Annotated in this window: 19 protein-coding genes; 8 read left to right on the plus strand and 11 right to left on the minus strand. The window is 33.6% G+C overall.

Translation table 11 applies throughout. The annotated features are described in order from the left end of the window. Positions 1-80 precede the first annotated feature (80 nt). The gene (gene flgL / locus BKH45_RS06085) at positions 81-2,627 is read left to right on the plus strand and encodes a flagellar hook-associated protein FlgL (protein ID WP_095274597.1); all 2,547 of its coding nucleotides are present in this window, start codon (positions 81-83) and stop codon (positions 2,625-2,627) included. Between the two features lie 344 nt (positions 2,628-2,971). Beyond that, the gene (gene hsrA / locus BKH45_RS06090) at positions 2,972-3,649 is read left to right on the plus strand and encodes a homeostatic response regulator transcription factor HsrA (protein ID WP_095274598.1); all 678 of its coding nucleotides are present in this window, start codon (positions 2,972-2,974) and stop codon (positions 3,647-3,649) included. 7 nt (positions 3,650-3,656) lie between these two features. Here the strand turns inward: hsrA and BKH45_RS06095 are convergent, their stop codons facing one another. Beyond that, complete coding sequence (locus BKH45_RS06095; RefSeq protein ID WP_095274599.1) at positions 3,657-4,655, minus strand: SAM-dependent methyltransferase; 999 nt, start codon at positions 4,653-4,655, stop codon at positions 3,657-3,659. Beyond that, a complete protein-coding gene (locus tag BKH45_RS06100; RefSeq protein ID WP_095274600.1) occupies positions 4,652-5,857 on the minus strand; it encodes an aspartate aminotransferase family protein in 1,206 nt (401 codons plus the stop codon). The genes BKH45_RS06095 and BKH45_RS06100 overlap by 4 nt, the downstream gene beginning before the upstream one ends. 127 nt (positions 5,858-5,984) lie before the next feature. Between BKH45_RS06100 and BKH45_RS06105 the strand changes: the two genes are divergently transcribed. The 5 genes from BKH45_RS06105 to motB all read left to right on the plus strand — a co-directional run bounded on the left by BKH45_RS06105 (position 5,985) and on the right by motB (position 9,419). After that, the gene (locus BKH45_RS06105) at positions 5,985-6,596 is read left to right on the plus strand and encodes an MBL fold metallo-hydrolase (RefSeq protein ID WP_095274619.1); all 612 of its coding nucleotides are present in this window, start codon (positions 5,985-5,987) and stop codon (positions 6,594-6,596) included. Between the two features lie 10 nt (positions 6,597-6,606). Next, positions 6,607-7,386 (plus strand): HesA/MoeB/ThiF family protein, encoded by a 780-nt coding sequence (locus BKH45_RS06110; RefSeq protein WP_095274601.1) that lies wholly within the window; start codon positions 6,607-6,609, stop codon positions 7,384-7,386. After that, on the plus strand, positions 7,383-7,790 hold the full coding sequence (locus BKH45_RS06115; RefSeq protein ID WP_095274602.1) for a M67 family metallopeptidase: 408 nt from the start codon (positions 7,383-7,385) through the stop codon (positions 7,788-7,790). Before BKH45_RS06110 ends, BKH45_RS06115 begins: the two co-directional genes overlap by 4 nt. Positions 7,791-7,853: 63 nt before the next feature. After that, entirely contained in the window at positions 7,854-8,624 is a 771-nt protein-coding gene (motA, locus tag BKH45_RS06120) for a flagellar motor stator protein MotA (protein ID WP_095274603.1), read from the plus strand. A 12-nt stretch (positions 8,625-8,636) separates the two neighbouring features. After that, entirely contained in the window at positions 8,637-9,419 is a 783-nt protein-coding gene (gene motB, locus BKH45_RS06125; RefSeq protein ID WP_095274604.1) for a flagellar motor protein MotB, read from the plus strand. On the opposite strand, the gene BKH45_RS06130 is transcribed toward motB, so the two are convergent. The 6 genes from BKH45_RS06130 to BKH45_RS06155 all read right to left on the minus strand — a co-directional run bounded on the left by BKH45_RS06130 (position 9,406) and on the right by BKH45_RS06155 (position 17,105). Beyond that, on the minus strand, positions 9,406-10,131 hold the full coding sequence (locus BKH45_RS06130; protein WP_095274605.1) for an MnmC family methyltransferase: 726 nt from the start codon (positions 10,129-10,131) through the stop codon (positions 9,406-9,408). The two genes, motB and BKH45_RS06130, sit on opposite strands and share 14 nt — an antisense overlap. 2 nt (positions 10,132-10,133) lie before the next feature. Further along, complete coding sequence (guaB, locus tag BKH45_RS06135; protein ID WP_095274606.1) at positions 10,134-11,579, minus strand: IMP dehydrogenase; 1,446 nt, start codon at positions 11,577-11,579, stop codon at positions 10,134-10,136. 8 nt (positions 11,580-11,587) lie between these two features. After that, positions 11,588-12,946 carry an Asp-tRNA(Asn)/Glu-tRNA(Gln) amidotransferase subunit GatA gene (gene gatA / locus BKH45_RS06140; protein ID WP_095274607.1) on the minus strand — a complete coding sequence of 453 codons (1,359 nt, stop codon included), beginning with the start codon at positions 12,944-12,946 and terminating at the stop codon, positions 11,588-11,590. Positions 12,947-13,017: 71 nt separating this feature from the next. Continuing rightward, the gene (gene coaE / locus BKH45_RS06145; protein WP_095274608.1) at positions 13,018-13,617 is read right to left on the minus strand and encodes a dephospho-CoA kinase; all 600 of its coding nucleotides are present in this window, start codon (positions 13,615-13,617) and stop codon (positions 13,018-13,020) included. Between the two features lie 4 nt (positions 13,618-13,621). Next, positions 13,622-14,416, minus strand: a complete 795-nt coding sequence (locus tag BKH45_RS06150; RefSeq protein WP_095274609.1) for a spermidine synthase — start codon at positions 14,414-14,416, stop codon at positions 13,622-13,624. 94 nt (positions 14,417-14,510) lie between these two features. Next, entirely contained in the window at positions 14,511-17,105 is a 2,595-nt protein-coding gene (locus BKH45_RS06155) for a DNA translocase FtsK (RefSeq protein ID WP_095274610.1), read from the minus strand. Positions 17,106-17,184: 79 nt separating this feature from the next. Here BKH45_RS06155 and BKH45_RS06160 point away from each other — a divergent pair, with 79 nt between their 5' ends. Further along, a complete protein-coding gene (locus tag BKH45_RS06160; RefSeq protein ID WP_095274611.1) occupies positions 17,185-18,648 on the plus strand; it encodes a hypothetical protein in 1,464 nt (487 codons plus the stop codon). On the opposite strand, the gene BKH45_RS06165 is transcribed toward BKH45_RS06160, so the two are convergent. The 3 genes from BKH45_RS06165 to BKH45_RS08890 form a co-directional block, all read right to left on the minus strand. Beyond that, on the minus strand, positions 18,645-20,912 hold the full coding sequence (locus BKH45_RS06165) for a PD-(D/E)XK nuclease family protein (RefSeq protein WP_095274612.1): 2,268 nt from the start codon (positions 20,910-20,912) through the stop codon (positions 18,645-18,647). The genes BKH45_RS06160 and BKH45_RS06165 overlap by 4 nt on opposite strands. Next, on the minus strand, positions 20,900-21,208 hold the full coding sequence (locus BKH45_RS06170) for a type ISP restriction/modification enzyme (RefSeq protein WP_257874506.1): 309 nt from the start codon (positions 21,206-21,208) through the stop codon (positions 20,900-20,902). Before BKH45_RS06170 ends, BKH45_RS06165 begins: the two co-directional genes overlap by 13 nt. A gap of 175 nt (positions 21,209-21,383) precedes the next feature. Then, positions 21,384-21,719, minus strand: coding sequence for a hypothetical protein (locus BKH45_RS08890; protein WP_180675673.1), 336 nt, complete (start codon positions 21,717-21,719; stop codon positions 21,384-21,386). Positions 21,720-21,744: the final 25 nt, after the last annotated feature.

A 21,744-nucleotide genomic window follows, 5' to 3' on the forward strand; every position in this document is an offset into this window, starting at 1 on the left:
TTTACCCAATACTCCGATATATCCAAAATGGAATTATTTTTGCTTGAAAATAATTGATTTTTAATTTTTAAGGGCGTGGTATGCGTATAACTTTTGGGACTAAATATAATCAAATGAATTATTACCAAAATGTTCTCCAGAACAAACTCAATGATATGAATACAAAAATAGCATCCGGATTAAAAATTCAATATGGTTATCAAGACAGCAGTATTAACAATCAAAATCTAAAATTAGAATATGAAAAAACCACCCTTGATCAAGGTATAGATATTGCCAAAAACTCTCATACATCTACACTAAACACAGATAAAGCTCTTAGTGAATTATCCCAAACCATGGTTGAATTCAAAACAAAGCTACTTCAAGCTGCTAATGATATTCATTCACCAAACTCCAGGGAAGCTATCGCCAGTGATTTGGAAAAACTCAAAGATCATATTATTAATATTGCCAATACCTCAATTGGAGGGGATTTTTTATTTGCAGGGAGCAAGGTAGATAGGCCACCTTTTGATGGGCAAGGTAATTATTATGGAAATAATGAAAAACTTAATGCCCTTATTAGCTCAAATAATCTTGTCCCTTACAATATCACCGGACATGAATTATTTTTTGGAAGAGATTCAGATAAACAAAAAATAATTACTTCAAATATCAAAATGTTAAATCAAAGCAAATTACATCCCGATATAATGGATGCTATCCATAGAACTGACACTCCTCAAGAAGTTTATATCAAACCGGAAGATACCCTAAGAGATATGATAGGAGATAATGACTTAGATACCACTAATGATAAAAAAGAATTTTTTTATCTCCGTGGTATCAAACCTGATGGAACAGCCTTCAAAGCAAAATTTAGCATGGATAAAGCTTATAAAAACAAAAGCGATGCAACCACTGTAAATGATTTATTAACTCAAATTGGTAAAGAATTTGGGAATACTCCTCAAAATAAAGTTGTAGATATTTCACTAAATGCATGGGGACAAATCCAAATCCGAGATTTGAAACCCGGAAACTCAACCATTGATTTTAATCTTATTTCAAGCGATGTTGATGTTGATAATATTGAAGAATTACAAACAAAAGGAGCTAGAATCACTTCTTTCAACAAAAGTCCTTTTTTGACTGATAGATCTCTCAGCACCATACAAGGAAGAACAGATAATTACGATTTTAGATATACAAGAATACCAACAGCTTTTATTGACAAAGATAATGCTGCAGCCACCAAAAATACAAAACTTACAGATATTTTAGGACCCGATGCTTCTGTTTTGGAAATAAAAGGAACACGCCCTAATAACGAAGATGGCACAATCAATACAAATCCTATAGAACCTCTTTACATGGATATAGAAAACGCCACTATGCAAGACCTAATGGATAACATCAAAAATCATTTTGGAGGAAAGCTGGAAGTAGAGCTTTCTAATGGGAGATTGAGCATAGTCGATGATAACATCAAAAATAAGGAACATGATAGCAAAACTCCGCCTTTTGATGGCGAACATGGTTTTAGCATTTCATTGAAAACACTTGATGAGAATAAACTGGAGACCCAAGCAATTCCAACAGATTATGAAAACGAATATGAAAAAACTTATTTTATAAATAAAGGTCCCAAATTACTTGGCAATATCTCTCAAGTCCTATCGGATGGAAGTGGTTTTGCTACTCCTGAAACCAAGCTCTCTGAAGTCGCAGGGGGAAGTATCAATGGACAATCTTATACCCTAAAACTCAATGATCATAACGGTATCCCTATTGAAGCACAAATATTATTTGACGACAAAGGTTCTTATCTAAAACTTCCAAGCAAAACCCCTAATAAATCTGAATATATTATTCCTCTTTATAATCCCCATGATGAACCTCCTGCAATCACAATTACAAAAGCCAATGATGTTACTTACCGACAACTTATGGATGCTATGAGTATAGCGCTTAATTATAGCAATCAAAATGCACAAGCTTATCTGGCTGCAGAAAATAGGGATAATACCCCCACTCAAGAAAACAAAAAAGCTTATGAATCCTTACTTGAACAAGCTAAGCGATCAGTTTCTATCAATCTAACACAAAATGGAAAAATAGAAATTCAAGATAATATTCATTCTTTAAGCAAAATGAGATTTATGCTTTATAATGATTCAACAAACGATTTTTCTTCTCAAGCAATCAAAAACACCACTGCAAACATTCGATTGAATGCCAATAATGCTTTAAATATTGATGAGCCTGATATTAATTTTTTCGAACAAATTGATGATATGATTGATTCTGTAAGACGAGGCATTTATAGACCCGATAGTTTTGGAGAAAATTACACACAAGATATGAGAAAAATAGGAATACAAAATGGACTTAGCGTTTTTGATCATTTAAGCGATCATATTGAAAAAATGATTGCGCTCAATGGCGCTCACAGTAAAACATTTGAGAATATTATCAGAAGGAATGAAGTTTTAAAAGTTCAAGTTGAATCCATAAAGGGCGAAACAATTGGTGCAGATCTTGCAGAAACTTATAATAAATTTTCCAATCTTACTACAAATTACAATGCTGTTCTAGCCTCAACAAGCAAAATCAACCAAATGTCCTTAGTAAATTTTCTCTAAGAAATCCAAAAATAACTTTAACTAACTTTGACTTTTAGATAAGGTTACCCCTTTCTCAAGAGGTAACCCATAAACATTAAATTGTGTTTTTATAACTTAACAAAACAAAAAGGAGACGATGCACATATTTGATAGAGAAAGGAGGGGGAGGTGACTCTACCTTGTGCATCTGGCCAAACTGAATACTCAATTTGGTTAGAAAAATTATATAAAGAAAAAGTATATAATTAACTAACAACCTCTAAAATATAAAATTCCTAAAGAATATCTGTTTAAATTAATCTAAAACTATGTTATAATCCTACAGATTTAATCATTTATTACTTTAGCTTAAGGATTAGCGAATGCGTATTTTAATAATAGAAGATGATTGTACATCAAGCAAGACTATCAGTGAATTTCTGAATAAACATAGCTATCAGACTGATATAGCAGAAAATTTAAAAGATGGTGAATATTTTGTAAGTATCAGAAACTATGATTTAGTGTTGACTAGTTCAAAACTTCCTGATGGGGAGGGTATCAATATTATTCCTCAAGTCAAAACAAAATATCCTCGTGTGCCTATTATTATGTTCTCTCATAAATCAAAACCCGAACAAGAAGTTGAAGCATTTAAAGCAGGGGTGGATGATTATATTATAAAACCTCTTGATTTAGATGTATTGGTTGCAAGAATTGAGGCAAGACTTAGGTTTTGGGGATCAAGCATTATTGAAATAGAAGATTTGATCATCAATCCTGATGAAGAAAAAATAACTTATAAAGGCAAAGAGATTGAAGTCAAAGGAAAGCCTTTTGAAGTTCTCACTCACCTGGCCAGACATCGCGATCAAATAGTATCTAAAGAACAACTCCTTGATGCTATATGGGAAGAACCTGAGCTTGTAACTCCAAATGTCATTGAAGTAGCCATCAATCAAATCAGACAAAAAATGGATAAACCCTTAAATATTTCCACTGTCGAAACAGTTCGTCGAAGAGGTTATCGCTTTTGTTACCCTAAACAAGCTGAGGAATAATTCATCTCTATTGATTTTTAAAGCTAATTGTCTGAAATCTTTCTCCTAGTCCGCCGGGGCTAATGAGAGTTTTTACTTTAGCAACTTCTCTTAAATAATTTTTATAAGATGTTGTTTGTGCAAATTTTTCAAGCAAATCCAGTAATCCCAACTCTATCAAAGCCTTTCCCTGAGGCATATAAAATAATTGTTTTGCTCCCAAAGAAGTAAAAACGTTGTGAAGTAATGAAAAATTCACATCATAAGTAACATCACATTTTTGGTAATAGCTTTCTAAATTTTGTTGGACTTCAAAAAAATTTTTTACCTGATGATTTTGATAAACTCTCAAATTAATATCATTTCTAGCTTCCCATTGACCATAATCAAATATTAAAAACTCCCATTTTTCACATTTTTCTAAATTTTCTAAAATTTCAGAAATAAAACTTTCCAACTCTATAGGTAATTCACCTTTGAAAATCTGATATTGACCCATTAAAGAAGAAATTTCAGGAGAAATATCCTTCCAAACTACCTGATGTTTATCAACATAAGCCATTTTTCCCTCATAAATCACTTCACAAACTAAAGCATCAAAAACTTCGTTACAAACAATAAATACACAATCATTTTCTTTCAATTTTAAATCTTTAAAGCAAAAATAAGATTTTAAATCAAACCCTGTATGTCGCAAAAAATTATCTTTTTGCAAGTTTGCTAATTCATCTAAGGGTTCAATGCTAATAAACTCGCACTCTTGTAATACGCCTTCTGAAAGAACTTGTAAAAATTGTGCAATATCACTTATTAATTGTGCCTTATCTGCGCCAATTTCTACAATTTTAAGGGGTAATTTTAATTTTTTTTCTTCCAATTGTCTTAACAAATAAAAAGCAATGCTTCCACCGAAAAATTTACTTACACAAACAGATGTATAAAAATCTCCTTTTTTCCCTATATTGCTATAACGATAATAACCTTCTTTTCCATACAACCAATCACGCATATAAGAAGCAAAATTCATATGTTTTTACAAGCTTTTTGAAATCTCTGAAAGCCTTCTTCGATTTCTTGAGAAGTTATCAACAAAGAAGGTAAAAATCTAACTACATTTCTGCCTGATTTTAATATCAAAAGTTGTTCATCAAACGCATTATCAATTATCTTTTTTTGAATTTTTTCATCTCTTGCTACTAAGCCACACATCAAGCCAATACCTACTTTTTCTATAAATAATTGATGAAAATCTTTTAGCATTTCATCTAAATATTTATGGAAATTTTGTATGGTTGCTGCCAATCTTTTAGATCGGTATTCCTCTTCCAAAATTTCAAGCACGCTTAACCCTGCTCTTGTAGAAAGAAAATTTCCTCCAAATGTACTCCCATGATCACCGGGCTCTAAAACATCTTTAAGTCTCGTCAAAGTAGCACCTATAGGGACGCCACCTCCTAGCCCCTTAGCAGTGCTAATAATATCCGGAGTTATTCCATAGAGATTTGAAGCAAATATCTCTCCTGTTTTATAAATCCCGCTTTGGACTTCATCAACCATCAAGAGAATATCTTTTTGCTTTAAAAATTTTGCCAGATTTTGTATTTTTTGTTTATCCATTGGAAAAATTCCCCCTTCTCCTTGAATCAGCTCAAGAAGAACCCCACAAGTTTTTGAATCTATCACATTATAAATATCATCTATATCCTTTGCGCGCATAAACCCATCCGGAAAAGGCGCGAAATGTTGGTGCATTCTATCTTGACCTGTAGCCTTAAGTGTGCTTATTGTGCGTCCATGAAAACTTGATTCTAAAGTGATGATTTTATATCTATCAATTTTTCCATTTTTTTCTCCAAATTTCCTGGCAATTTTTATGGCACATTCATTGGCTTCGGCACCTGAATTACTAAAAAACACCCTCATATCATACCCACAAAGCTCTATTATTTTCTTAGCCAACAATGCTTGAGGTTCTATCAAATAAAGATTAGATAGATGAATCAAATCTCTAGCCTGATGGGCAATATCTTGAGCCAGTTTTTTATTTCCATGCCCTACACTACAAACTCCAATCCCGCTTCCAAAATCAATAAATTCTTTGCTGCAAGGAGTATATAATTTGCATCCCTCTCCATAAGCAAAGCGAATTTTTTTACGCGTATAGGTATGCAACACATATTCTTCATCAAACCCCATCAAATCATCAATTTTGTAATTTTTATCAAACATCATCTACCCTTTTTTGACGGTATATTTTTTTAATTTTACTATTTTTCTTGTAATATTTATAAATCTTTTGCAAACATTTAGATAAAATTAACCCTAAAATATTTCATTGGATTAAGGAATAAAATTGATAGAGCTACTTATAAAAGCCTTTGGAGCTCCGCAAACAAACTGTTATATACTCAAAAATACCCGAGGAGAACTCATTATAGATCCCGGTATTGGAGCAACTCAATGGGTACTTGAAAACACAAAAAATCCCCTGGCTATACTAGTTACACATGGTCATTATGATCATATTTGGAGTTTGGCAGATTTGAAATCTTCTCTTTCAAATATACCTATTTATTGCCCCAAAGAAGACGCTTTTATGCTTGAGAGTGATTGTTTTCAAACAGGTCTTAACCCTTGCATCCCCAACCATCTCATTGAATGTAAAAAATCAAGCAAAACTTTTAGTATCCATGATTTTGAAATTACATATTGGCATTTTCCCGGTCATACACCCGGATGTTCTATGATTGAAATTGATAGTGCAATTTTTAGTGGCGATTTTATATTCCACCGCTCAATTGGCAGGTATGATTTTCCTTATTCAAACCCCAAAGACATGAAAGATTCTCTGATGAGATTTCAACAAATCCCTATAAACGTAGATAAAATTATTTACCCCGGACATGGGGAAAAAACTTCTTTACTTCAAGAACAACGAAATGTTGGCTTCTGGATACAGAAAATTTAAAGGAAAAACAATGAAACTGACACAAAATCAAAAAGAACGCTATTTACGACATATTATGCTTGAAGATGTTGGCGAAGAAGGTCAAGAAAAGCTATTGGATTCAAGTGTGCTTATCATCGGAGCAGGTGGGCTTGGATCGCCTAATGCCATGTATTTGGCTGCTGCAGGAATAGGAAGAATTGGAATTTTAGATTTTGACATCATAGAAATCAGTAATCTTCAAAGACAAATTATTCACACCACACAAGAGATTTCCACCTCCAAAACAGATTCTGCAAAAGCCAAAATGCTTGCTATTAATCCTGAAATAAAAGTTGAGACTTATTTTGAAAAATTTACTTCGCATAATGGGGTAAAAATCCTCAATGACTATGATTTTGTTATTGATGCTACAGATAATTTTGCAGGTAAATTTCTCATCAATGATGCCTGTATTTTAGCTAATAAGCCTTATTCTCATGCAGGCGTGTTAAAATATAGAGGGCAAACAATGACAATATTACCACATAAAAGCGCTTGTTTTGCTTGTGCATTTGATACCCCTCCACCTGTAGAATTAAACCCCTCTTTTAGAGCCGGATTATTTGGTGTTGTACCCGGGATTATTGGTTGTATTCAAGCTACTGAAGCAATTAAATATCTTTTAAATTTAGGAGATTTGCTTACGAATAAACTTTTAATGATAGATACTAAAACAATGGATTTTCGCAAAATTGATGTATCCAAAAATCCCGAATGTCGCATATGCGGTAAAAACGGTATCAAAGAGCTTAAGGATTATCCACAATGATCTACCTCAATCAATTACTCTATGAGGAATTAATAGCTTATGCCAAATTTCATTCTCCTAATGAATGTTGTGGCTATTTATTGGGCAAACAAGAATCTGATGAACAAAATCATATCAAAGAAATTTTTAAGATTCAAAATATACATCAAAATTCGGAACATTTCTTTATGCTTTCCCCTCAAGGGCAACTTGATTCACTCCAAAGAGCTAAAAAACAAAACCTTGAAATTGTAGGGATTTTTCATTCTCATCCTTTTTCAAAACCCTATCCTTCAGAAGAAGATTTAAAATATTTTTACGACTCCAGGCAAAGCTATTGTATTATAACACTCATACCTATTCCCAAAATTGTATCTTTTAGAATCAAGGAAACAAAAGTTTATGAAGAAAAAATAAAAATTTAAAATTTTTAGTCGATCTTTAGTATAATTAATCGCAAAAAAATCAATAATTTAAGATAGGAAAAAATGGATCTCTCAACTCTGTTAGGTATGGTTCTTGCTCTGGCTGCTATTTCTTTGGGTGATATTCTGGAAGGGGGAAATCCACTACATATCATTCATCTCAGCTCTGTTATTATTATTCTTCCTACGACATTATTTTCTGCGATGACAGGAACGCATGCACGTTTTGTAAAAGCAGCGTATAAAGAACTCAAAATTATATTTCTTGGTTCAAAAGTCAATCTTAACTCTACTATTAGACAACTAATAGAATTTGCCACTTTAGCAAGAAGAGATGGTGTTTTATCACTTGAAGCTAAAGCAGCGCAAGTCGAAGATGATTTTACACGCGAAGCGCTTTCGATGATTATTGATGGCAAAGATGCCAAAGCAGTGCGAGAAGATATGGAAGTTCAAATTGAAGAACTTGAAGAGTATTATCATGGAGCTGCCCATTATTGGATCTTAGCCGGGGAATCTGCTCCTACTTTTGGTCTTGTCGGGGCTGTTATGGGATTGATGTTGGCTCTTCAAAAACTTGACAATCCTGCTGAGATGGCTGCAGGGATTGCAGGAGCTTTTACCGCAACTGTAACCGGGATTATGTGCAGTTATGCCATATTTGGACCTTGGGGAAATAAATTAAAAGCAAAATCAAAAGATATTGTCAAAGAAAAAATTGTTGTCCTTGAGGGGGTCATTGGAATTGCTAATGGAGATAATCCCAGAAGCCTGGAAGCCAAATTATTAAGTTTCCTAGGACCGGATGAACCAAAGATTTCTCAGTTTGAATAAGGTATTATAAAAATGGCAAAAAAGAAAAAACCTCAAGAGTGTCCCGCAGGAGAAAAATGGGCTGTCCCTTATGCAGACTTTCTCTCATTATTACTTGCACTTTTTATCGCGCTTTATGCAATTTCAGCTACCAATAAATCCAAACTTGAAGCTTTGAAATTGGAATTTATCAAAATTTTTGATGCAACTGCCAAACCTGAAGCAATGCAACCGGTTATGCCTATTCCTCCAAATCCCGGAGAAGAATCTGAAGATACAAATGGCGAAAAAATCCATCAATCCCAACAAAGCGCTTCTTCTATTTCTATTGACAATGTTGCTCAACTTGAAAATATGGTTGAAGAAGGAGGGATTTTAGAACAAATTGAACAAGGCGTTGTTTTAAAACTACCTGCGAATTTGATTTTCAAACAAGGAAGTGCAGATATTTCTAATAGCGATATGATAATGTATATTAAACGGATTTCTCAAATCATCAAAAAACTTCCCCCTGAAGTAATGATAGATGTCAGAGGATATACAGATGACTCTGCATTGCCAAAAACTTCAACTTTCAGAGATCATTATGATTTAGCTGCAAATCGGGCATTGAGTGTTATGAAAGCGTTGATACAAAATGGAATTTCTCCCAATCAATTATCTTTTTCTTCTTATGGAAAATACAAACCCATTGCGCCCAATAATTCAGTAGAAAATAAAGCTAAAAATAACCGCGTAGAAATCTTTTTATCCACTAATCCGGACAGTGTTAAAGAGGTCAAGTCCATATTGGATAAAAATATCAAGCATAAGTAGAGTTATTTTTCCATAGTTTAATATTTTCGTTCTCTATGAGAGGTTTTTTGCTTAATAAAGTGCTTTTTCTTGTGTAGGGATTTTTGTATTCATATACCAAAAACCCTACATTTCTTGCACAATGGCGGATCGTAGCATTTACAGAATAAGTTGTTATGAGAGATTGCCCATGAGTGAGTTTAAATAATTGTTTAAAGTATGTTTCATTCCAGAGTTCAGGGTTTGTTTTTGGACTAAAAGCATCTTGATAAACAATGTCAATACTAGCGGGTTTAAAATTTTCCAAATATTCTCTAGCATCTCCTAAAAATATTTCTAATTTTATATTTGATCCAATAAAAGCCTGTCTTTTTGATTGCAATTGTTTTATAATTTTTGGAATCTGAATACCACAGAGGGCATCGGGATATTTTAACGACAAAATTTTTTTAAAAATATCCTCATCTTTTTCAGGCGAAAAAATCTGAAGATTTCCTTCATAAGACATCTTCAAGTATTGAGCAATTGTTGCAAAACAATTATATCCCAGTCCAAAACAAATATCCAAAATCCTTAAATGTTGCTGCTTGAATAAATGAGTGTATTCAATAGGAGGTAAGACGTGTTTGTATAAAGTCTCTGTATAAGCTCCATCTTTTAAGCTATGATAACATTCTTTAAATTCTTCGTTAAATGCCGTAAGACTCCCATCATTGCTTATAATTGTATCCATTTTTATCCATGGTAATTTGGAGCTTCTTTGGTAATATCTACATCATGCACATGAGATTCTCTAAGTCCTGCAGAAGTGATTTCTATAAACTCTGCACTCTCCCATAATGCCTCTATACTTCTGCTTCCCAAATAACCCATAGACGATCGAAGTCCTCCTACAAGTTGGTGTATAACATCTCTTATTTTGCCTCTATAGGGGACTCTACCCTCAATTCCCTCAGGTACAAGTTTTTCTTGAGCAGTTCCTTCTTGAAAATACCTATCGGCACTCCCTTTTGCCATTGCCCCAATACTCCCCATACCACGATAACTTTTATATTGTCTCCCTTGAAAAATCATCAAGTCTCCCGGAGATTCCTCTGTCCCGGCAAGCAAACTTCCTATCATGACACTGGAAGCGCCAACTGCAAGTGCCTTAGAAACATCACCTGAATATTTGATCCCACCATCTGCAATAATTGGCACGCCATATTTTCTCCCGACATTAGAACACCCATCAATCGCAGAAATTTGAGGCATTCCTACCCCTGCAACAATCCTCGTTGTACAAATGCTACCGGGACCAATACCCACTTTTATAGCATCTGCTCCGGCTTTGATGAGATCTTGTGTTGCTTTTGGAGTAACAACATTCCCTACAATTACATCTATCTTTAGTTTATTTTTAATACTCTCAAGTGTTCGGATGACATTTATAGAATGTCCATGAGCGCTATCTAAAACCAATACATCTACACCTGCTGTTACCAATGCCTCTGCCCTATCAAGCTGATTTACACCAATAGCTGCCCCAACTCTCAAACGTCCAAGCTCATCTTTATTTGCATTAGGGTATTCAATACGCTTTTGAATATCTTTAATGGTAATCAAACCTTTTAAAATATTTTTATCATCGACAATTGGAAGTTTTTCAATCCTATGTTGGTGCATAATCTCTCTTGCTTCTTCTAAACTAATCCCTACATGAGCTGTAATGAGAGGAGCTTTTGTCATTACATCTCCAACTCTTTTGCTTAAATCTGTCTCAAACCTCACATCTCTATTGGTTAATATACCAATCAAAAGTCCATTTTTATCAACAACAGGCACACCTGAAATTTTATAATTATCTGTAATCGCCTTTGCATCTGCCAGACTTCTATCAGCTTGAATATAAATTGGATCAGTGATAATACCACTTTCACTTTTTTTCACTTTTTTAATTTGATTGATTTGAGAAGCTATGTCCATATTTTTATGAATAATCCCCAACCCACCTAATCTTGCCATTGCAATGGCTGTTCTGTATTCAGTTACCGTATCCATTGCTGCGCTTACAAAAGGAATGTTTAAAGCAATGTTTTTCGTAAGCTTTGAAACAATACAAACTTCCTTAGGTAATATTTCTGAATATCCCGGGACTAATAAAATATCTTCAAAAGTCAAGGCTTTTTGTATAAGTTTCATTTTTTCTCCTAATCAAAATGTATATCTAAATTTTGTTCAAGCCCATAAGATGCATCCAATAAACTTTGTTCATCAAAACTTTTTCCTATTAATTGCATGGCTACAGGCAAGCCTTCCTTAGATTTTCCTATTGGCAATGAAATACAAGGCAATCCGGCAAGATTAACACCAATGGTGTAAATATCACTTAAATACATTTCAAGAGGAGAATGTGTAGCTCCAAATTTTGGCGCTACACTTGGAGCTACAGGACTAAGGATCATGTCTGCATCACAAAAAATATCTTCATACTGTTTGTGGATTAATTTTCTTATTTTTTGAGCTTTTGAATAATAAGCATCATAATACCCACTACTAAGCACAAAACTGCCAAGCATAATTCTTCTTTTGACCTCTTCTCCAAACCCCTGACTTCTTGTTTTGATATACAAATCCTTGAGATTATCCACATGTTGGGCTCTGTTACCATACCTCACCCCATCAAATCTTGCCAAATTCGAACTGGCTTCGGCTGTGCAAATGATATAATAAGTCGAAATATGATAGCTTGTATCCAACATTGTTTTAGAGACAATTTGGTGCCCCATTGATTCTAAAGTCCTTATAGTCTCTTGATATGCTCTTTGAATCTCAATATCTGCATCTTTGAGATAACCATCTAAAATAGCTATTTTAAAACGTCTATCTCTGTCTAATTTTGAAAATGTTTGCGTAGATGGCAATAAAGCGCTTGTAGAATCCATCTTATCATGACCGCTAATTGCATCAAACAATATAGCGCAATCTTCAACATTTTGAGTGATTGGACCAATTTGATCCAGACTTGAACTATAGGCTATCAGTCCATATCTGCTCACTCTCCCGTAAGTAGGTTTTAATCCAACACAACCACAATACCCTGCCGGCTGTCTGATTGAACCTCCCGTATCGCTCCCTAATGCTGCTATGGCAAAGCCACCTGCGACTGCTGCTGCACTCCCTCCGGAACTTCCCCCCGGAACTCTTGAAGTATCACGAGGATTTTTTGTCTTTCCATAACAACTGGTTTCTGTTGTACTTCCCATAGCAAATTCATCCATATTGGCTCTCCCGTAAGCGCACATTCCACTTTGATGAAGTTTTTCAATCACGCTTGCATTATAAGGAGAAACATAGCCTTTGAGAATTTTACTTGCGCAAGTGATTTCCCAATTTTTGACATTAATATTGTCCTTAATTAAAATAGGAACCCCACTGGATATGCTTTCCACAGGTTCATCAATATAGGCATTTAATTCAGAATTTTCATGGACTTGGTGAGTGATTTCTTTTTTGATCTCTTTGAGTTCTTCTTGGGTAAGAGATAGGGCTTTTTTCAATGTAACCATTCGATACATCCTTATTTAAGTTAGTTTTATTTCTACCGAATTATAAAATTTTATTGCTTATAAAAAACTACTCAAGAGAGAGTTTCCAAAAAATCCTCAACTTTTTTTTGCAATTCTTTAAGTCCTCCTGTATTTTCAATCACAACATCGCTTTGAATTCTTTTTTCTTCAATATCTATTTGTGCTTGTATTCTTTTAAGCGCTTCTTTTGAATCAATAAAATCTCTTTTGACAATCCTTTGAACCTGAATTTCTTTGGGGATATAAGCGAGCAAAACTTTATGTGCCTGATAAACCAATCTACCCCCTATTTCAAAAAATAATGGAATATCCAAAAAATAATATTGTTGGTGAGATTCTAATTTTTCTGCTAAGGTAAATATTTCTTGCCGGATTTTTGGGTGTAAGAGATTCTCAAGTTTTTTACGAGATGAAACATCATTAAAAACAATTTTACCTAGTTTTTTTCTATCAATCTCTCCTGTTATAGTAAGGATATCTTTATCTTCTCCAAAAAGCTTCAAAACTGAGTTTTTATTTTTATTTAAAACCTGATGGGCAATCTTATCTGCGTCTATGACTGTATAACCATACATCAAAAGTATGCTTGAAATTGTGCTTTTCCCGCAAGCTATTCCTCCTGTCAGAACAATTCCATAATGTAATTTCATATCATTAGTTCTTTAAAACACCTTTGAGTTGGTTTAACAAAATATGAGGCAACCCAAAAGCTCCTTGGTGAATATCTGCATTATAATATTTTAATCCCTCAAGCATATCTATTTTTTGCAGTAACATATCAGCCAACGGGTGGTATCGCTTGGAAGCAAAAACAAACCCTTTATCTGCAAGAATAGACAAAGGAGCAAAAAAAGGCATGACAATTTCAAAAAATTCTCCTGCGTTTAAGAGACTCATTTTAAAACTATCAAACTCAAGCAGAGGATGTTTAGTAGCAAAAATCAATATCCCCTCTTTGCTTAACAATCTGCTAATGCCATCTATTTCATGCTTGTTGGGCTGATTGAGACAAATAACCAAATCATATTTTTTAATTTCTAAATCAATAGCTTTTTGATATCGCTTAAAACGATCATCTTTTGTTACCAACGAAAAGTGAGGCAAAAAACTAATCAAAGAATCAAGAATCTTATCATCATTTTGAACAAAATCTACAGACAATTCTTGATGCCTCAAAAGCTCATAAGCAACCTCTAAATTAAACCCTCCCAGTATCAAAGCATTGTGAGGAGCAGGATGAGAACATGTAGCTATTTGGGCATTAAGCTCGCTTTCAACATAAAGATATTTTTTTAGTAACATGTATTTTTCATCAATTATGGCAATTTGCTCAAAATCATCACTTTTAAAAATCTCTAAAATATGCTCAGTGCTTCTCACATCAAGTATTTTTGTTTCTGCAGTATATTCTTGACGAAAATTTGGACTAATTTGCCTTGTAATCCACATAGATATCCTTAATAAATGAATATTTTAAAGAATGTTATTCAAAAACACATAAATATTAGCATAACAAAATTTAAAAATAAAAAATTCATCCCCTCTATCTGCCAACAATCTCTCGCAAACCTTTTGTGTTTGGAGGCGAAAGAAAACCTTGTTTTTCAAGCTCTTCAATAATAGAAGCAGCCTTATTGTATCCTACACCAAGCTTTCTTTGAATATAACTAATAGAAGTTTTTTTATCTTGCAAAATAATTCGTTTTGCCTCATCAATAAGCTCTCCTCCCTCAATAGGGGTGCTTGGAATCAATAAATCAGGTTCATCTATTAAAAAATTCTTATCATATGCAACCTCTCTTTGAGACTTGATAAATTTCACAATCTCCTCAATCTCTTCTTCTGATGCCCATGGTGCATGCAATCTTACAACCCCTCCTATTCCGGGGGGTGTAAAAAGCATATCTCCTCTTCCCAATAAACTTTGAGCCCCTTCAGTATCCAGAACTACTCTGGAATCCACCTTAGAACCCACCTTGAAACTAATTCTTGAGGGAAGATTAGTTTTGATAAGACCGGTTACCACATCAACGCTAGGACGCTGTGTTGCCACAATCAAATGAAGCCCTGCGGCTCTTCCCATTTGCGCTATTCTAGCTATAGGAAATTCAGCCTCTTTGCCTCCGGTCATCATCAAGTCTGCTAATTCATCAATAATAATCACCAAAAAAGGAAATACTTCAAGCCCTTCTTGCTTGGCTTTAGGATTATATTTATCAATATTCTTTGTCCTTGTTTGACTCATAATCTGATAACGTCTCTCCATTTCATTAACGGCGCTTCCTAAAGCTGCAATTGCTTTTTTGGGATTAGTGATAATAGGAGTAAGAAGATGAGGAATATCACTATACATGCTAAATTCGACCATTTTTGGATCTATCATGATTAATTTCAAATTATCCGGAGAGTTTCTAAAAAGCAATGATAATATCATAGCATTTACCCCTACACTCTTCCCGCTTCCGGTAGTTCCTGCGATCAAAATATGAGGTAATTTTTTCAAGTCAGTAACAAAAGGGTTTCCAACAATATCCTTGCCAAGCGCAAGAGTCAAAGGCGAAGCAGAATTTTTAAATACATCACTTTCTAAAATCTCTCTGAGATAAATAGTTTCTGTCTTGGCATTGGGGATTTCAATACCCACCACATCTTTTCCGGGTATAGGAGCTTGGATTCGGATAGACTGCGCACGCAGCGCCATTGCCAAATCATCTTCTAATGTCAAAATTCGACTGACTTTTACGTTGGGTGCAGGGCGAAATTCAAAAGTCGTTACAATAGGACCTGAATAAGTTCTGGCAATATCACCATCAATTTTAAACATTCTAAGCTTGATGAGCAAATCTTGAATTTTTTGATCTATTTCATTTTCATCAATTTGCATAGATTGTATTTTTGGCATCTCCAAAAGATCTGTGCTTGGCAACTTGTAATCTTTTGGTTTTTCAAGTTCGCCATATTCAAGCTCTTGAAGAAGTTGAGTATTTTCACTCAATTCTTTCACAATCAAATTCTTTTGTTTTAAAAACTTTACAAAAGATATAGGTTCTTGTGTTTTTTCATTGATTCCATCTATATTTTCTTCTTTTTCTTCTTTATTGATCATATTTTTTATATTAAAGAAACTTTTATCTTCATCCGGATTGGTTTTTTGTTTCTCAAGAGACTCTTGATTGTAAGGTTGTACCTGTGTTGCAAAATCAAAATTACAATTCAAGTCCATCTTATCTTGTTGTTTTATAATATTATTTTGAGAGTCTAATTTACTTATTTGTATTTGCGAGGATGTATCTTTAAGGGCATCACAAAAGAAGGAAGAATTTTTGGTCTTGATTACAGAATTATTTGCATAATCACTAAAATGTTTCAGGCTCAATTCTTCAAAAAACTGCTTATTACGATTTAATACTCTCTCAATATTGCCTTCTCTGACTTCCCCTTCTTCATCTTCACCTACCAATCTCACCATGTTTGCATATTTTTTTTCATTTTCTATCTGATCTTCCATGATGCTATAAGTTACCTTAATATTATTCTCATCAAATTCAAATTTTATTTCAGGATCTTTTATTTCAGGATCTTTTGGCACACAAACTTGAGGATCAAAAATTTCTTCATTTGAAATACTTGGAAATACTTTGATTTTTGGGGATTGGAAATCCTTCCATAAATCTTTAATATACTCTCTTAAACGTCCGCAATAATCCTTGCAAATATTTAAAAATTTTGTGAAATTTTTTGGAAAAAATATTACATAAGAGATAAAAATCATCATGAGTGCTAAAACAAAAATTCCAAAATAGCCTATAAATGGATACAAAAATTCCAAAATAGCCTGCCCTATGAGTCCTTTTTCAGATACCATTGCCTGCAAAATCAACAATGCTACAAACCCTAAAATACCCCCAAGAATCAATTCAATCCGACGTTGATTAAACTTGGGATTAACATATACACGATAAATGGGATAAATCAAAAGCAATAAGTAAAAATATGCAAAATATCCAAAAAAGTTGATATTTATTTGTGCAAAAAAAATGCCAAATTTTCCTACAAGACCGCTATTTCCAAATATTGTAGCAATGGAAAAAAATATTAATATTGCAGAAAAAATTACAAATAGGTATAATTGCTTAATAACTTATCCTTAATATAGCTAAATTTTAAAAACTGAAATTATAGCATAGTAACACTTATCAACAAATTTAGGAAGAAGAATGCATGGAAAAATTTTAAGATATTCTATTTCAACAGGTTCAGGAGTAGTAACGAACTCTTCCAAAAAAATCTTTGAACTTAGAAAAGAAAGTTGGCATGATACGAGATTTCTTCCTGTAGTGGGGATGTATGTAGAATTTCGGTGTGATACCAACGGGTATTCTATCACTAATGCCAAAGCTTCTTACTACCAAGATTTTCCTCCTGATTCCCTCATCAAAGAAGCTGATTTTTGGAAAAGCAATACAGATGAAGAACTCAAACAAAAAGAACAAGATATTAGAAACCAAATAGTCCAAAAAATTTTTAAAGAAACAAATTATTTTACACTCAAATCCATAGAACCCTCCTCTTCTGTGCAAGACTGCCTTAAGGAATATTTTACTCAAGAATTTAGCGCAATCAATACGATCACAAATGAAAATGATACAAATTTTAATTTCAAAATCAACTACTTACACACCAAACGTTTTTTGCTTAAAGCTATGGATTATTTGGTTTTCACAGATAGGGTTATCACTCTGGATACTTTTGCAAATGACCTTCAAACGCTCAATCGACTTGAATATTCTTATAAAAATTTTATCAAACACACTAATATTAATATTGAAAAAATTTATGAAAATAGCTTTTTAGAAATGCAGTACAACTATCGAGGTGTTCTCAAGGCTATCTTAAGCACAAGAGAAAAAATCTTGCAACTCAACAACAAGATTAAAAATAGCATTTATGAAACTAAACAAATCAAACTAAAACTTGAAAATAAAAAAAATGACGAAAAAACCCTGAATATAAAACTTGATAATATCCGACTTATTATTGCAAAATCTGAAGAAGAAGTTAAAATTCTAAAACGCACACTTGAGAGTCTGTCCAAACTGGAAGAAGCATTCAAACAGCAATATTTCAAAGTATTCGAAGCTGTTTTTAAAAAATTCTATGAACTTCTTATTAACAAAACAAAAGAAGCTATGGATATTTGTGCCACTCGTCTTGATGACAAAATCTGGAAACTTGGCATGAGTTCAACTGCAATCAAAAATATGTTTTTCAAACATGATATTAATGAGTCTTATTGCACAATGACTTTTCTAGGGCAGTACTTACGCAGGCTCGACAAGAATAAACTTGGTGAAAATGACAAAATAGTTTATGATTATTACTTTGATTATAAACAAGCTCATGAAAAAAAATTCTTAATTTTTACCACAAATCAAAAAATCGAAATTGCCTTAAAAATTCAAATTATGTCTATATCCAAAAACTACAGTGTTGTCATTATCAAAAGAGAAGCAGAATTTTATTCAAGCATCAATACCCAAAAATTTGAGTTAGGTTATATTGATCCTTTTGTCAATATTGATGTAAGACAACTTCTTGATGAAGCTAGAAATTCTAAATACAATGAAAATACAAAATTCACCATCGTATCTAAAGAACAAATCGCTGCGTTAAAGGACTAAACTTGCACCCCACATATGTCTGTAAATGGACAATATCTGCAATTTTTCTTCTCTTGAGTTGTTTCAAAATCAATTTCATCTTCAAAAATTTTCAATATATTTTCTAATTCTTCTAATTTTTCATTCAAATCTTCTTGTTCTTTGAGTTTGCCCTCTTTGAGATCATAAAAATATCCCCTTATCTTCCCATCATATCCCAAAGCCCTGGCACCATGCGCATAAACAGCCAACTGAAAGCCGGATTTCAAATCCCGGGCAAGGCTCTTTTTGAGCTTATAATCAATCAATAAAACCTCATCTTTTAAACTATCGATTCTATCTATCCTCCCGATAAACTCAAACCCTCCTATGGAAGTCCTAAATTCTTTCTCACAACCCAAAACCACAATCCCTTCCTTAACTCGCGCGTATTCATTTTGCCAAAATTTTTCAAGATCTTGATTGTCTATTTGAAGCTTAAGTTTATCTATTTGAACATCAAAAAAAGATAGATCAACTTGATTTTGCACATCTTGTTGGATAGAAAAAATATCAGGAGATTTTTGAATATATTTTTTATAGCCGGCACTTAAAATTTGATGCAACACACTGCTTACTTCTCCACTTGTACTTTTAGGCGGGTTTAGCTTATCCAAATAAGCATAATAAAATTTTCTTTTACAAGCCAAAAAACTCTCAAGCCTTGAGGATGAAAACACAAAATCATCAGGCAGTTTGACAGAAAAATTTTCTTTTTGATAGATTTTTTCTTGATTGGAGGGAAAGATTCGATATTTTTCATCCCCATTTTGAATCTTGCTGCTTAAATCCAACTCATCAAGCATTTTAGAATATGAGGCGCTCTCAGTATTTACAAATGCTATATCTATTTTTTGGGTATTCTTGAGAATTTGCAAATAATAATGTTTTTGTAAATCCTGCCTATCTCTTAGAGTCGGAATTCCCAATGATTTTCTAATATTTGTATTCAAAAACATGTCACTATCTTTAAGGCTAGGGACTAAATGCTCATTAAAATCTAGTATTACCACCCTATCAAAACTTAATCCTCTAGATTCTAAAACGCCCATTACTCGGACTTTTCCCCCACTTACATCATCAATTCTAATGTCCAATAAATCCAATAAATATAACTCCAAAATTTCAGCGTAGCTAAACCCATCAAAATTATCTTTAATTTTTTTATATAAATCAAAGATTCTATCATGAAATTTTTGGATAAACTCTTCCTCCCCGCTTTTGTGCAACAATTCTTTAATAAAATCATCAAGCCATTCAAGAGGGTGTTTTTCACCATTTAAGGATGTTTTTTTAAGAATTTTTAATTCTTTTTTGAGCATTTGAACAAAATAATAATCCTCAATCTTTTTTCCCATTGCAAAGTTAAGATTATTATATTTATCTAAGAGTTTCAAATATTTGACAAAATCCTCATCCGGAGTAATAATAGCAACTTTTTCTTCATCAATCCCTGATTCCAGCCATTTATTAATCCTCTCAAAAACTAAAGCTACTTGAGATATTCTGGAACTAAAAGCAAAAATCTCTATTTCGCCTATTGTATTCATGGGAGTTTTTAAAAGAATTTCAGAAGTTTTAAAATCAATCTTATAAGAATAATTTATTTCTAAAGGTATAGACAAAAATTTGAAATGAGAAATATTATAACCATCGCATTTGATATGCAAAAATACAGGCACAATTTGTGCAATTTGTGTTAAAATATTTTTTTCTTGAGTAGATAAAAATCCATCTAAATAAAACTCTATACAAGAAATATTTTCAAAATACTCTCTCAAAATTTGATAATCATCCCCCTTTAAGATATCATAAAATCCATTTTCTTTGAGTTTGAGAGAATATTTTTCATAAATTTCAAAAAGAATTTTTAGATGATCTTCATAATCTCCATAAGTATCTTTCAAGGGAATTTGACTTATATCTACCAAAAACAATGCCATTTCATCAAAAAAATTAAACAAAAATGAACTGCTCTCCAAATATCCCAAAAAACTTTTTTCAAATACAATACTTTGAGTTAAATTCCGGGTTTTGGAAATAATATTAAGCAAAAAGATTTTTCGAATATTTTTTGGAATCGCCTTTAAAAAAGGGGTAAATACAACACCGGAAAAAAACTCTCCTACACGCATTGCTTGAGGTAAAAATCCATCTTGAAAACCGCGATAAAATTCATTCATATGCCGTTGAGTGGCAAAAACATACAAGGGCAATTTTTCTCCAAAGTTATCTACCAACTGCATTTTGCTATCTCAGATTCTAATTGAAGGCTCTCATGCAATGTCTTGATAATTTTTGAAAAATATTCTATATCAATCATTTCATCTTTATGCGATTTTAGATATTTATCCAAGACTTGATAGCCCCCGATTTTATATTCCCATACCTCAGGTAAAACATTAGTGAAATACAAACTTCTATTGATGAAAATCTTCTTAGATTTCGCATTATAAATATTTTTTGGCAGTTCAATTATGTTATTTTTATCTTTAATATCTTCATAAAAAGACTTACCTACTTCTTCCGGCAATAGTTCCAAAATTCTTCTCCTTTCTAAGTTTGATGTCAAGTATTTGGATAAAGATAAAGCGGAAATACATAACTCCCGGATCCAACCAAATGAAAATCAAGCAAACCTTGCGTAATAAATATATTATCCACCTCTTCAAGCTTACACCCCCTATTACACACCAAACCAATATTGTGCATTCTTTTTACTTCAACGTATTTTTGATCAACTTGAAGGCTTGGAAGGTTTTGTAAAGGTATAGGGGGAAAATATTCCCTGCGCCTGTATTGCCTCCGCCCATCAAACAACAATCGACCAATGTATTTGTTACCATCACATATTGCCATCCACCTTGCAATTTTGATTGTCTGGCCACATTGAGACCTATATTCATTCCCCCCCCCCCCCCCCCCCCCCCCCCCCCCCCCCCCCCCCCTCCCCCCCCCCCCCCCCCCCCCCCCCCCCCCCCCCCCCCCCCCCCCCCCCCCCCCCCCCCCCCCCCCCCCCCTCCTCCCCCCCCCCCCCCCCCCCCCCCCCCCACCCCCCCCCCCCCCCCCCCCCCCCCC

Origin of the sequence: Helicobacter sp. 11S03491-1, assembly GCF_002272835.1 — a bacterium.
Taxonomy (GTDB): domain Bacteria; phylum Campylobacterota; class Campylobacteria; order Campylobacterales; family Helicobacteraceae; genus Helicobacter_J.